At 45.6% G+C, this 13,822-nt stretch carries 14 protein-coding genes and 1 pseudogene; 2 read left to right on the forward strand and 13 right to left on the reverse strand.

All coding sequences use genetic code 11. The annotated features are described in order from the left end of the window. The 3 genes from A3763_RS09935 to zapE all read right to left on the reverse strand — a co-directional run. The coding region (locus A3763_RS09935; RefSeq protein WP_068760002.1) for a 3-hydroxyacyl-CoA dehydrogenase NAD-binding domain-containing protein at positions 1-2,143 on the reverse strand (2,143 nt) is incomplete at its 3' end. A 13-nt stretch (positions 2,144-2,156) separates the two neighbouring features. Further along, positions 2,157-3,365 carry an acetyl-CoA C-acetyltransferase gene (locus A3763_RS09940; protein ID WP_068511130.1) on the reverse strand — a complete coding sequence of 403 codons (1,209 nt, stop codon included), beginning with the start codon at positions 3,363-3,365 and terminating at the stop codon, positions 2,157-2,159. A gap of 276 nt (positions 3,366-3,641) precedes the next feature. After that, positions 3,642-4,754: a cell division protein ZapE gene (gene zapE, locus A3763_RS09945; protein WP_068511131.1), complete on the reverse strand. Its 1,113-nt coding sequence runs from the start codon at positions 4,752-4,754 to the stop codon at positions 3,642-3,644. A 232-nt stretch (positions 4,755-4,986) separates the two neighbouring features. On the opposite strand from zapE, the gene A3763_RS09950 reads away from it, so the two are divergent. Beyond that, positions 4,987-5,484 (forward strand): YhcB family protein, encoded by a 498-nt coding sequence (locus tag A3763_RS09950; protein WP_068642351.1) that lies wholly within the window; start codon positions 4,987-4,989, stop codon positions 5,482-5,484. A gap of 4 nt (positions 5,485-5,488) precedes the next feature. On the opposite strand, the gene A3763_RS09955 is transcribed toward A3763_RS09950, so the two are convergent. The 10 genes from A3763_RS09955 to A3763_RS10000 form a co-directional block, all read right to left on the reverse strand. Continuing rightward, positions 5,489-6,250: a Nif3-like dinuclear metal center hexameric protein gene (locus tag A3763_RS09955; RefSeq protein ID WP_068511135.1), complete on the reverse strand. Its 762-nt coding sequence runs from the start codon at positions 6,248-6,250 to the stop codon at positions 5,489-5,491. Positions 6,251-6,265: 15 nt separating this feature from the next. Continuing rightward, on the reverse strand, positions 6,266-7,570 hold the full coding sequence (hisD, locus tag A3763_RS09960; protein WP_369808150.1) for a histidinol dehydrogenase: 1,305 nt from the start codon (positions 7,568-7,570) through the stop codon (positions 6,266-6,268). A gap of 48 nt (positions 7,571-7,618) precedes the next feature. After that, the gene (gene hisG / locus A3763_RS09965; RefSeq protein ID WP_068511138.1) at positions 7,619-8,251 is read right to left on the reverse strand and encodes an ATP phosphoribosyltransferase; all 633 of its coding nucleotides are present in this window, start codon (positions 8,249-8,251) and stop codon (positions 7,619-7,621) included. A gap of 26 nt (positions 8,252-8,277) precedes the next feature. After that, positions 8,278-9,540 (reverse strand): UDP-N-acetylglucosamine 1-carboxyvinyltransferase, encoded by a 1,263-nt coding sequence (murA, locus tag A3763_RS09970; RefSeq protein WP_068511140.1) that lies wholly within the window; start codon positions 9,538-9,540, stop codon positions 8,278-8,280. A 60-nt stretch (positions 9,541-9,600) separates the two neighbouring features. Next, positions 9,601-9,840, reverse strand: a complete 240-nt coding sequence (locus A3763_RS09975) for a BolA family protein (RefSeq protein WP_068511143.1) — start codon at positions 9,838-9,840, stop codon at positions 9,601-9,603. 221 nt (positions 9,841-10,061) lie between these two features. Then, positions 10,062-10,385: a lipid asymmetry maintenance protein MlaB gene (locus tag A3763_RS09980; protein WP_068511145.1), complete on the reverse strand. Its 324-nt coding sequence runs from the start codon at positions 10,383-10,385 to the stop codon at positions 10,062-10,064. Between the two features lies 1 nt (position 10,386). Further along, positions 10,387-11,106 carry a phospholipid-binding protein MlaC gene (locus A3763_RS09985; RefSeq protein ID WP_068511147.1) on the reverse strand — a complete coding sequence of 240 codons (720 nt, stop codon included), beginning with the start codon at positions 11,104-11,106 and terminating at the stop codon, positions 10,387-10,389. 71 nt (positions 11,107-11,177) lie between these two features. Beyond that, positions 11,178-11,636: an outer membrane lipid asymmetry maintenance protein MlaD gene (gene mlaD, locus A3763_RS09990; protein ID WP_068509377.1), complete on the reverse strand. Its 459-nt coding sequence runs from the start codon at positions 11,634-11,636 to the stop codon at positions 11,178-11,180. A 46-nt stretch (positions 11,637-11,682) separates the two neighbouring features. Continuing rightward, positions 11,683-12,465, reverse strand: coding sequence for a lipid asymmetry maintenance ABC transporter permease subunit MlaE (mlaE, locus tag A3763_RS09995; protein WP_068511149.1), 783 nt, complete (start codon positions 12,463-12,465; stop codon positions 11,683-11,685). Positions 12,466-12,497: 32 nt separating this feature from the next. Further along, entirely contained in the window at positions 12,498-13,292 is a 795-nt protein-coding gene (locus A3763_RS10000) for an ABC transporter ATP-binding protein (RefSeq protein ID WP_197475971.1), read from the reverse strand. 249 nt (positions 13,293-13,541) lie between these two features. On the opposite strand from A3763_RS10000, the pseudogene A3763_RS10005 reads away from it, so the two are divergent. Beyond that, a pseudogene (locus tag A3763_RS10005) lies at positions 13,542-13,822 on the forward strand (calcium/sodium antiporter); the annotation flags it as partial.

Here is a 13,822-nt window from a genome sequence, read left to right on the forward strand (position 1 = left end):
ACGTCAAATTGTCTCGGGCCATATCTTTAAGCAGTTGAGGGACTTCGTATCGCTCACCGCATTGCTGATGCAAGGCTTCGGCCCTTTCAATAAAAGACTCTAAGCCTGTTTGGTTGATAAACTGCAAGATGCCGCCCGTCCAGACCGGATAACCAATTCCCATGATGGAGCCGATATTAGCGTCTCGAACGCTGGTCAGTACTTTTTCTTCGACGCAGCGGACAGTCTCAATCGCTTGAATGTAAAGCAGGCGATCTTTGATCTCATCAACACTAACTTCACGGTCGGGTTGTTCGAACTTATCCTTTAGACCTGACCATAAGTGTTTTTTACCTTGAGCCGGATAATCGTAATAACCACCACCCGCAAGTTTTCCTGCACGTTCTAGCGCAAGCATCTTATTTACAACTTCATCGGCTGGGTGCGCCAGATAAGGTTTGCCTTCCGTTTCAAGATCCTTAATCGTTTGCTTACGAATCTTTTCCATCAAGGTCATGCTAACTTCATCGGTCACTGCCAACGGTCCTACCGGAAAACCTGCCAGGAAGGCTGCATTTTCGATCGCTGCGGCCGGTATCCCTTCACCCAACATGGCGATCCCTTCGTTTGCAAAAGTGCCGAAAACACGGGAAGTGAAGAATCCACGGCTGTCATTAACTACGATTGGCGTTTTACCAATTTGCAAAACGTAGTCATAAGCTTTGGCCAGTGTTTCATCTGAGGTCTTGTCACCACAGATGATTTCTACCAGCGGCATTTTGTCGACTGGCGAAAAGAAATGAAGGCCAATAAAGTTCTCTGGTCGCTCAGAGGCTTCCGCAAGACCAGTAATGGGTAAGGTAGAGGTATTCGAAGCAAATACAGCTGATGACTCTAATTGCGCTTCAGCTTCCTGTGTGACCTTTGCTTTTAGAATTCTGTCTTCAAATACAGCTTCAATGACTAGGTCACAGCCTTTCAAGTCCTGCGCATTATCGGTCGCCAGGATGGCGTTCATGGCAGCATCACGCTTATCACTGCTCAAGCGTCCTTTTTTCACTTTCTTATCAAGGATCTTCCGAGAATACTCTTTACCTTTTTCAGCATTTTCTACTGAAACATCTTTTAACACGACCTCAATGCCCTTAGCTGCTGATGAATAGGCAATACCTGCACCCATCATACCGGCGCCCAAAATTCCCACCTTACTCACCTTTGACGCTTCTACGCCATCAGGACGCGCTGCCCCCGCCTTGATTTCATTGAGTTGATACCAGAAAGTACCGATCATATTCTTCGCTACCTTGCTACAAACCAGCTCAACGAAATATCGTGTCTCAATGCGCATTGCCGAGTCGACATCAACTTGTAGGCTTTCAACCATTACCGAGAGAATCGACTCAGGAGCTGGCATGGTGCCTTTGGTTTTTTCGCGCATCATTGCGGGTGCAATCGGTAACATCTTCGCTAAGGCAGGCGTTGAAGGTTTTCCTCCTGGCACTTTATAGCCTTTTACATCATAAGGTTGTTGGGCTTTAGGGTTGGCTTTAATCCAAGCAATAGCCGAAGAAACAAGTTCTTCAGGTGTACCCACAATCTCATTGATCAAACCAAGGTCTTTACCTTTCTCAGGTTTGAACTGTTTGCCTTCGGTCAAAAACGGCAATGCCGCCTGAAGGCCTAAGAGACGAGACATACGGACAACACCGCCACCACCGGGCAACAAGCCAAGCGTCACTTCAGGTAGACCTAGCGTCACACCTTTGCTTAAAGCGACACGGTAATGACACGAAAGCGCAAGCTCCCACCCCCCCCCAAGTGCAGCGCCGTTGATACAAGCAACAACCGGCTTACCAGATGTTTCTAGCTCTCGCATTGCCAGTTTTAGGCGGTCAACCATCTTATACAGAACCGAGGCATTTTGACGTGTAGTTGCATAGAGGTCATCAAGGTTGCCACCGGCAAAGAAAGTCGACTTATTTGAACGGAATAGCACACCTGCGAAGTCTTCATCACGAAGTTGTTCGACTGCTGCGCATAAGGAGTCTGTAAATTCCTGGTCCATTAAGTTGGCACCGGAATTGGGCTTATCAAGAATTAAGTGAACGATATTATCTTGATCTTTTTCTACAATCACTGAACTCGTGTTGTTATTTATACTCACGGCCGTTCTCCTCTTAAACTCTTTCGATAATCGTTGCGATACCCATGCCACCGCCGACACACAAGGTCGCTAGACCAGTCTTTAAGTCACGCGCTTCGAGCTCATCTAGTAACGTACCCAAAATGATTGCGCCTGTTGCGCCTAAAGGGTGACCCATCGCGATTGAACCGCCATTAACATTTACTTTTTCTTCACTCACTTCTAGTTCGTCCATAAAGCGCATGACCACAGAGGCGAATGCTTCGTTCACCTCGAACAAGTCGATGTCCTTAACGTCCATGCCAGCTACTTTAAGTGCTTTTCGTGCAGCGGGCGCAGGACCTGTGAGCATAATCGTCGGGTCAGTTCCAACAACAGCTGTAGAAACAATACGAGCCCGTGGTTCCATACCGAATTTTTTACCAGCAGCCTCACTACCAATTAAGACAGCTGCAGCACCATCAACAATACCCGAGGAGTTACCAGGTGAATGGATGTGATTGATTGACTCAACTTGCGGATAACGCTGACGAGCAACACCGTCAAAGCCCATCTCGCCCATCATCTGGAACGAAGCTTTTAACTTACCCAAGGTCTCCATGGATGCATCCGCCCGAACCAACTCATCGTTCGCTAAAATTTCGATACCATTACGATCAACGACCGGCACCACAGATTTTTCGAAAGAGCCGCGTTCCCAAGCCGCCGCTGCTTTATGATGCGAACGCATAGCAAAGGCATCGACGTCTTCACGGGAGTATCCACCCAAGGTAGCGATCAAATCTGCACCAATGCCCTGCGGCATAAAACCCGTTTTAAAGTTCGTTTCGGGGTCCATTGCCCAAGCACCACCATCGCTCCCCATCGGGACTCGTGACATAGACTCGATACCCCCAGCGACCACGAGATTTTCCCAACCTGAACGAATCTTCATTGCAGCGGTGTTAACCGCCTCGAGCCCCGATGCGCAAAAGCGATTAAGGACAACACCTGCAACATCATCATTCCATCCTGCAGCCAATGCTGCAGTTTTTGCGATATCAGCACCTTGGTCGCCAACAGCGGTAACGCAGCCCATGACGATATCGTCAACCTCAGCTGTATCGAAACCATTGCGCTGTTGAAGAGCGTTTAATAAATCTGAAAGAAGTGTTACCGGTTTTACTTCATGAAGAGCGCCGCTCGCTTTACCTCGGCCCCGAGGTGTGCGAATCGCGTCAAATATTAGGGCTTCATTTGTCATTGTACTTATCCTATAAAATTTGTTCGTCCATTGAATGGAAAACGCATTATTAGGATAGCTGGCTAAGCGAAGGTCTCAATGATATTTCATAGCAATAAAGTTGATCATTTATTGCAAGCTTAGAAAGGGTCTACAGAAAACGCCGACTTTATAGGGGCAATAGCGTATCTATTTCTGTAGGCAGGGGGCTCGCTCCCTCGCAATGAATCTGTATGGTGTCTGCCCGAAGCCAAACCGCCTGCGAGTCGAGGAAGGCTCTGCCTACATTGAGCATTATTAAGCTTTATGCGCCTGTTCTAGATATTCGTGACTTTGCATTTCTAACAAACGGCTTTCTGTACGTTCGAACTCAAAGCTAAGTTTGCCGCCCTGGTAAATTTCATGGATAGGCGCTTCAGCAGAGATAATCACCTTAACGCTGCGGTCATAAAATTCATCAACCATATTGATAAAGCGCCTCGCCTGATCATCTGTATCGATACTCATCTGAGGGACGTTACTCACGATCACTGCGTGAAATTCTCTTGCGATCTCAATGTAGTCATTCTGGCTTCTAGGTCCATCGCAAAGCTCGGAAAATGTAAACCAAACAACATCGTCAGCGTGCCGTAGCGCTTTAAGAGGGCGACCATTAATCTCAAGCTCTAGCTCGTGTGAACCTGCTTCAACAGCGAGCTGTTTAAAGTATTTATCCAAATTGATATCGGCTTGTGCGTCTAAAGGAAAATGATAAAGCTCAGCCTGCTCAAGTGTACGTAAGCGGTAATCGTTACCGCCATCAACATTCACAACCTCGGTGTACTTGTTAACAAGATCGATAGCAGGCAGAAAGCGATCACGCTGTAGGCCATCCTTGTATAAACCATCTGGAACAATGTTTGAAGTACATACAAGGGAAACACCGTTCGCAAAAAGCTCTTGCATTAAACCGCCAAGAATCATTGCATCACCGATATCGGAAACAAAAAACTCGTCGAAGCAAATTATACGGGCCTCATCACTCAACTTCTTCGCAACGATATGCAATGGGTTCTTTTCGCCTTCAAGCGTAGTCAGCTCCTGGTGAACCCTTTGCATAAAGCGATGGAAGTGAATGCGCATTTTTTGCTCAAAAGGCAGGCTTTCATAGAAGTTATCCATTAGATAAGTTTTACCACGACCCACCCCGCCCCAGAAGTAAAGCCCTTTGACAGGCTCTGGCTTCTTTTTAGAAAACTTGTTAAACCACTTCCCGGCTAAGCGCTTGCGCTCTGCTTCATCTGAAATTAGATTTTCATACAGCGTTTGCAGTCTATCTACCGCCATTTTCTGTGCAGGGTCTTTAACGAAACCTTCCTTTTGCAAATCTTGTAAATAACGTTGCAAGGGAGAGAGCGGTAAAGACGACATATTCGAAAAATCCTAATACGAGTAAAACTAACTCTGGAAGCTTTTCTGTGAAACTTTTTTCAGAGGCCTAAAAAAGCGGCTATTTTGAGGCTTGTTGCCGCCTAGGTCAATTTTCGATTAAAAAACTATTTGCTATTGTCTTCAGACTAAAGAGGTTTTAGTATCAATCTATTATATTTTAGTTTTTTATATAACTAACATTTCTAGTTAGCCATAAGAGTGAGAGTAGTCTGTGAGCGAAACAATGATTCAACTTCTGTCGGGTGTGGGTCTGTTCTTTTTAGGCATTGTCGTGGGAGCGGTCTTTCATCGATCTGTCCAAGGCGAAGCAAGTAAGAATAAACGTTTGGAACAAAAATTAGCCGAGCTACAGGCTCGTCATGAAAAGTACCAGGCTGAGGTCAGTGAACACTTTATGGATACCGCGCAAGCTGTACACACCCTCAATAAAAGCTACCGAGAGGTGCATGAGCAGCTCGCCAAAGGCGCAAGCCGCTTGTGCAATGAAGAGCAAGCTGAAGATTTTCTCGCAATCGGCCAATCTAACGCAAGTACTGATAGTGCTGCACAGAAACCCCGCGCTGAAGTTTACACACCACCTATGGACTATGCTCCAAAGAATAGCGACGCCGACACAGGCACACTGTCAGAAACTTATGGCATTACTAAAAAAGAAGTTAGCTCGGAGCAAGAAGAAGAGCTGCTTGTTAAAGAGCCACCAAGAATCTAGGCCATTAAACTGGATTATCGATATCGATAAACTCAAACTCGATATCAAACTTTTCCTGTAAATGTTGCCCAAGTGCTTGAATCCCCCCTTTCTCGGTCGCATGATGGCCTGCGGCGAAATAGGCGACCCCGGTTTCTCTTGCGACGTGAACGGTTGGCTCGGATATCTCACCACTTAGGTAAGCATCAAGGTTCTGACTCACTGCAAGGTCAATCATCCCCTGGGCTGCACCAGTACAAAACCCAATATTCTGTATTAACCGGTTAGGCTCACCAACAAACTCGCATTGGCGACCTAGCTTGTTAGTCACATGCTCGGAAAACTGCTCAACTGTTACCGCCTTATCTAAGCGACCAACCTGCCCCACAGAACGCGGGTTTCCGAGTTCCAGTGGCCCCGTTATATCGATACCAAGACGCAGCGCGAGCTGAGCGTTATTTCCACACTCTGCATGAATATCGACAGGTAGGTGGTAAGCTAAGAGACTAATGTCGTTGACAAGTAACTGCTTAATTCTCTTTTTCTTAATACCCGTAATAGGCTGAGCTTCACCTTTCCAAAAGTAACCATGATGAACCAAAATAGCACAAGCATTCTGCTCTACTGCCGCATCTATTAATGCTTGGGAGGCGGTTACTCCACCAACGATTCGCTTAACAGAAGCTCGACCTTCTACCTGGATACCGTTCGGGCAATAGTCCTTAATCTTATCAACCGATAAATATTGCTGAAGATAGGTACTCAATTCTTGTAAGTTAACCGACATGATTACGGACCTAAGCTACTTGATGCGATATTCAGCGGAACGAGCGTGGGCTGTCAATCCTTCACCACGAGCAAGTACCGATGCCACCTTCCCTAACTCACTTGCACCCTCTGCTGAGAAGTGCAAAATCGAAGAGCGTTTCTGGAAATCGTACACACCTAGAGGCGAAGAAAAGCGTGCAGTTCCAGAAGTTGGTAATACATGGTTAGGTCCAGCACAATAGTCACCAAGCGCTTCGGCGGTATAGCGGCCCATAAAGATTGCGCCTGCATGGCGAATCTCTGTCAACAAGGCATCGGGATCTTCTACTGATAACTCCAGGTGCTCAGGTGCTATCAGGTTGCTAACATGAGCCGCTTGGCTCAGAGAGTCGACCTTAATGAATGCTGCCCTGGATACCAGCGATGCTGTGATTATTTCCTCACGCTCCATCGTTGGCAACAATTTGCTAATACTGGCTTCAACCTGATCTAAAAACTGCTCGTCTTGTGATATCAAAATAGGCTGAGCGTTTTCATCATGCTCTGCCTGTGAAAACAGGTCCATTGCAATCCAGTCTGGGTCAGTTTTCCCATCGCAAATCACAAGAATCTCTGAAGGACCGGCAATCATATCAATACCAACGGTACCAAATACTTCTCGCTTGGCGGTCGCCACAAAAATATTTCCTGGCCCAACAATTTTGTCGACTGCTGGAACAGTCGCTGTACCGTAAGCTAAGGCTGCAACCGCTTGAGCACCCCCAATAGTGAAGACACGGTCGACGCCGGAAAGCGCCGCAGCTGCCAATACAAGCTCGTTAACTTCACCCTTAGGTGTTGGCACCACCATGATGACCTCAGGCACACCTGCTACCTTTGCAGGAATAGCATTCATCAAAACAGACGAAGGATAAGCCGCTTTACCACCTGGCACATACAAACCTGCCTTATCAAGTGGTACTACTCGCTGGCCAAGGCGCGTGCCATCCACTTCAGTAAAGTCCCAAGAACCCTGATTCTGTTTTTCGTGATAGCCTTTTACCCGCTGTGCAGAGATCTCCAAAGCCTGCTTTTGATCGGTAGGTAGGCTTTGAAGCGCTTCCATTAAGCGTGCCTTTGGAATCTCTAGCTCAGAGGCACTTCCAACACTCAAACCATCAAACTTAGAAGTGTATTTAACCAAGGCATCGTCGCCAGTAGATTTAACGTCATCCAGAATCGTTTTGACCGTCGCATGAACGTCATGATCAAGCTGATCATCCCATGCAACCAATTGCTTTACAGCAGCTTCAAAATTATCATCAGTACTGGATAAACGTTTAATATCTACCATTGAGATTTTCCTGTGTTAATAGTCATAACTCACCGAAGGTCAGCTTTGATAGCTTTATTTAACGGCTTTCTTCATTTTTTCAATAATTGGTTGAATTTGTGCGTGCTTCATTTTCATTGACGCACGATTCACAACAAGACGAGTTGTAATATCAGGGTGAATCATTTCCCTTGGCTCTAAGCCATTTGCTTTTAGGGTATTTCCGGTATCGACGATATCGACAATTTCATCAGCTAAATCTAATAGGGGCGCCAACTCCATCGCCCCATACAGCTTGATGATGTCAGTCTGAATACCTTGCTGCGAATAGAATGCTTTAGCCAGGTTTACAAACTTAGTGGCAACACGAATTCTTCCCTTAGGGCTAACACTACCTTTTTTCGCAGCAGTCATTAACTTGCATTTGGCAATACCTAAATCTAATGGCTCGTATAGGCCATCCGCGCCATGTTCCATTAGGACATCTTTTCCGGTAACACCGATATCTGCGCCGCCGAATTGAACATATGAAGGCACATCGGTGGCCCGGAGAATAATCATTTTCACATTCTCTACAGTGGTATCAAAAATCAGCTTTCGACTACTGGTGACATCTTCTAGCGGCTCGATTCCAGCCTCTTTAATCAGCGGAAGCGTCTCTTTCAAGATGCGCCCTTTTGACAAAGCAATTATTAGATTCTCTGACATAATTTTTTACTCTTAAACTTCACCGTCTAACTAGGCAGGCGCTTTATTTTTGCACCCAGTAGCTGCAGTTTTTCTTCAATGCATTCGTAACCACGATCAACATGGTAAATACGATCAACAAGCGTATCACCTTTCGCAACAAGCCCCGCAATTACCAATGAAGCAGAGGCACGAAGGTCAGTTGCCATAATAGGCGCAGCATGTAATTGCTCAACCCCGGTAATGATCGCAGTGTTGCCTTCGAGCTTAACGTCAGCCCCCATGCGCATTAACTCGTGAATATGCATAAAACGGTTTTCAAATACTGTTTCTGTAATTGAACCTGTGCCTTCTGCTACGCAATTCATCGATGCAAACTGTGCCTGCATATCAGTTGGAAACCCGGGATAAGGTGCAGTTTTCACTGATACAGCTTTAGGGCGCTTACCCTTCATATCCAGCTCAATCCAGTCTTTCCCTGTGGTAATGTGTGCCCCGGCTTCCTTAAGCTTGACCAGAACTGCTTCCAACAAATCAGCACGTGTGTCTTTAAGCTTTACGCGGCCACAGGTCGCAGCGGCAGCACAAAGGTAAGTACCTGTTTCAATACGATCTGGCAGCACGTCATAATGACAACCTTTTAAGGATGCAACGCCATTAATTTCAATCGTTGCGGTACCGTGACCTTTAACATCAGCTCCCATCGCATTCAGACACTCACCCAAGTCAACGACTTCAGGTTCTCGTGCAGCGTTATTCAGGATGGTTTTACCCTCAGCCAAAGCGGCAGCCATCATCAGGTTTTCAGTACCCGTTACAGTTACCGTATCAAGAAAGATGTTTGCACCTTTAAGCCGACCATTGCTAGAAGCTCTAATATAGCCATCTTCGACCTGTATATCGGCCCCCATTGCTTCGAGACCGCGCAGGTGCAAGTCCACTGGTCGACTTCCTATCGCACAACCTCCAGGCAAAGATACTTCCGCCCGACCGAAATGAGCAAGCAAAGGTCCAAGTACCAAAATAGACGCTCGCATGGTTTTAACCAGCTCATAAGGAGCAGTTAGTTCTTTAATAGTTGACGCATTTATCTCGACACTCATTTTTTCGTCGATCGTCAACTCAACCCCCATGCGTCCCATCAACTCAATCATCGTCGTGACGTCGTGTAAATGAGGAAGATTGCCAACAGTAACGGGTTCATCAGCCAACAAAGCTGCAGCCAGAATGGGCAAAGCTGCATTCTTAGCGCCAGAGATACGAATATCACCGTCAAGCTTTACACCACCACCAATTAATAACTTATCCACGATAAGCATCCTTCTATGTATTTGTTAAATTTGTCTACTGAGATATGCCTAAACAAAAGACTAAGCTTTTTCAGCCCACTCTTGGGGAGTATAGGTTTTGATGATGACCGCGTGTATCGTCCCATCAATTATATATTTATTAAGGCATGCGTAGATTAGCTGCTGTTTTTTTACGGGGCTTAGGCCAGCGAAGACCTCGCCTATCGCTGTAACCTGGTAGTGATAACCGTCAGACTCTACCCTTACTTCGACATCGTCCATTTGATCAAGAATTAGCTTTTCAACTTCTGATGCTTGCATACTCGCCCACTACCCAGTTAATTAATGATTGAAAAATAATAATATCGCTACACATGACAAAAAGGCATGCGTAAAAAGGCGGTATCATACAGGAATCGCAGAAGGGACTAAAGCCGCTTTATTACAAAGCATGCAAGAATAACGAGCAATATAGCCTTAATAAAAGACCAAGCTCTAGACACTAATTAGAGAGCAAAAGGCTAAGCAGATCCACCAGAGAGCTATTCAGCGCCCGCCAAGATCGATTCAACACCACCAACGCGCGCCATATTAAACAAATATTCAGGAAGATTGACATAAGATAATACGCAAGAGTGCTTGTTAGCGGCACGTAAACCACTCAGCAGAATGGCCACGACAATACTACTGACACTCTCTACGCCAGATACATCAATTTTAACAGACTTGTGTTCCGAGGAAGACTCCTGAACAAAGCTCAGAAGCAATGATTTTGCCTCACGAGCCTCACGCTCTGATAACGAACCAGCAAGTGATGCTTCAAGCATATCGCCCTGACTACCTTCCTTGCGTGAAATAGATATCACCTTAGGCACCCTCGGCTACAGAAGCCGTTTCTGGCTTAGTAATGATAATATCAGTACCGTCAGGTTTCTTAATATCTAGGTCGACACTCCACCCATCAATAACTAAGTCGAGGTCGCCTTTGCTTTTCCTATATTGAAGAGCAAAACGATCCCTGAAGGCCAAACCAACGTTGACACCGAAAACAATTACGTTTTCCATCAGCCACTGATTTTCTTTATTTAAATACATCGAATAAGCAACCGGCAGCACAGTGCCATTATCTGTTATCACTTGCATATCAACCACAGCTTTCTTATCACTACGGCTATTAAGCTTGGCTTTTGTTACTTTGATATCAAAGACACCACTTTCCACCAATGTTTTGGTATAGGTCGTATACAAACTATCTTTAAAAACCGAAACAAATCGATTTTTTTGTTCCTTAGAAGCCCTGCGGCCATACTTTCCCATGACACGTGCAGCGATACGACGAAAGTCCACTATTTTATTTAGTGCACCATCCATACTCGCTAAAAAGCGCTCTGGATCAGTTTCGTAGTATTCCCTTTCTACCTTAAATAATTCCAACACTTCAGTAACATTTTTCTCAACAGTCAGCCTGATTTCTTCAGACTCCAGACCCTGACTTGCGGTCGTGGTCGCTGCGTAAGATACTTGAGCTGCTGCAATACCAAGCGCCAAAACCAGCCAAAGAGTAACCAACTTAAATGCTTTATTCATAACGTTAAATTCTTATCAAATAAAAGTGAACCAGATTAGGAACTACCCAAAACTAGTCATTACACCATTAATTAGAGATCTATCTGGCCCGAGGCGAACGCACCAATAATTTTCTCTAAATTCATCGCAGACTGCGTATCAAAAATGGTATCGCCGTCTTTCAATAGCTCTTCTTCCCCACCAACACTGAGATCAACATACTTCTCTCCCAGTAAACCGGCCGTCTGAATCGATGCGACACTATCTGCTGACAGCTGATCAACAGATGAATATATTTCCATCTCTACCAGCGCTGTGTAAGACTGCTCATCAAGACTGATCCCGCTAACCTTTCCAACCGTTACACCAGATAATGACACCCGTCCTCTAACAGCGAGACCGCCTAGGTCGTCAAATTGGGCATATATTTTGTAGGTATCACGCGCCGAATCGCTTGTTAAACCACTCACTTGTATTGCCAAAAACGCCAAGGCAGCGAATCCGGCTATCATAAATACCCCTACAGCCGCTTCTATTGTTCTCTCATACATATGACGTCATTTTCCCTAAAAAGTTTAGTTTATTTTAAATAATTGTTTAGAAAGAGCTAAACATTACCGCTGTTAGTAGGAAGTCCAAGCCAAGCACCGCTAGCGATGAATATACGACGGTTTTAGTGGTAGCTATACTAATCCCTTCTGATGTAGGAATACTATCGTATCCTTGGAACACTGCTATCCATGTACAGACCAATCCAAACACAACACTCTTGATAATGCCATTTACAATATCTTCACGAAACTCTACCGAGCCCTGCATATTAGCCCAAAACGACCCCTCGTAAACACCCAACCAGTCTACGCCAACGAGCAAACCGCCAAAAACACCAACCATACTAAAGATTGCAGCCAGAAGCGGCATCGAGATAAAACCAGCCCACAAGCGAGGTGCAATAACGCGCTTTAAGGGGTCAACACCCATCATTTCCATACTACTGAGCTGCTCGGTAGCCTTCATCAGGCCAATTTCTGCCGTTAAAGCTGAACCTGCGCGGCCAGCGAACAGTAACGCTGTCACCACCGGCCCCAGCTCTCTAACCAGTGTTAAGGCAACCATCTGCCCAACAGCTTGTTCTGAACCATAATCGACGAGAATGCTGTAGCCCTGTAAAGCAAGCACCATACCGATAAACAAGCCGGATACAATAATAATAACAAGCGACAACACTCCGACGTGATATAACTGTTTGACCAGAAGGCGAAAGCCTTTGAGGTTTGGCGTTAAACCGAAAATAGCACGGAGCAAGAAAATCCCCGAACGCCCCATCGCCGCCCAAAAATCTATTCCCTTACGTCCATATTGAACAAAAAAATCAATCACTAAGCTAATCTCACACTTGAAGGAACTATGGGCTACCCTAACAATTCGCTACGAAAATCTGTAGCCGGGTAATGAAAAGGAACAGGGCCATCAGGCAAACCGTTAAGAAACTGCTTTACCAGCGGAGAGCCTGAGGTTTTTAGCTCCTCTGGAGAACCTTCACCAATGACAACACCGTCAGCCAAGATTACAGCATGATCACAGATGCTTAGGGACTCTGTAATATCATGCGAAACCAGCACGCTCGTTAAGCCTAATGCATCATTAAGCAAGCGAATCAATTGAACCAGCACTCCCATCGCAATAGGGTCCTGACCTGCAAAAGGTTCATCATACAAAATTAATTCGGGGTCCAAAGCAATGGTTCTTGCCAGGGCAACTCGCCGCGTCATCCCGCCCGACAACTCAGAGGGCATCATCTCTCTTGTGCCTCGCAAGCCCACGGCATGGAGCTTCATCAAGACAATATCTCGAATGATATCCTCAGGCAGATTAGTATGTTCGCGAAGAGGGAAAGCAACATTCTCATAAACACTCAGATCGGAGAATAGCGCTCCACTTTGAAAGAGCATTCCCATTTTCTGACGAGCTTCAAACAAATCTTTACGCTTAAGCTTGCTAACATCGACTCCGTCAACCAGTATCTCACCACTTACAGGCCGTAACTGACCACCGATCAATCTCAGCAGAGTAGTCTTTCCGGTTCCACTAGGCCCCATTATTGCGGTAACTTTTCCACGAGGGATATGCAAGGTCGCACCATTGAAAATACTTCGATGCCCTCTGACAAAATGGAGATTATTAATTGTTATATATGAATCCAAGATAGATTATCCCTAAACCTAGTAAATTCGCCACCGACTGACGCATTGCTTGGCTATTTAAACAAAGCTGCCTCATAGAGCCAAGGAAATTTAGCAATTTATTTGTACTTAATTCTCATCTTCATCAAATTGCTTTGCAATTACAAATTGGACATAATCACTTGCTTGCAATACCTGGCGATATCTTCACTAATAGGTATACTAAGGCCCTTCATTACACCCCTAGAAAAAACATTGATTAGATACTAACCTATGCTTCTATTTTCTTTAGCAATTATCCTCGGGCTTATTGTTCTTATTTGGAGTGCTGACCGATTCGTCAGTGGCGCCGTCGCTACAGCGCTCAACCTTGGCATGACACCGATGATGATCGGCTTAACAGTTGTTGCCTTCGGCACCTCAGCTCCCGAATTAATTGTTTCAGGTACTGCAGCACTAGACAATGCAAGTCACCTTGCGGTAGGAAATGCGATCGGTTCGAATATCGCAAACATTGCCCTAGTACTTGGCGCAACAGCACTGGTCTCGGCCAT

It is taken from the genome of Oleiphilus sp. HI0128 (assembly GCF_001635365.1).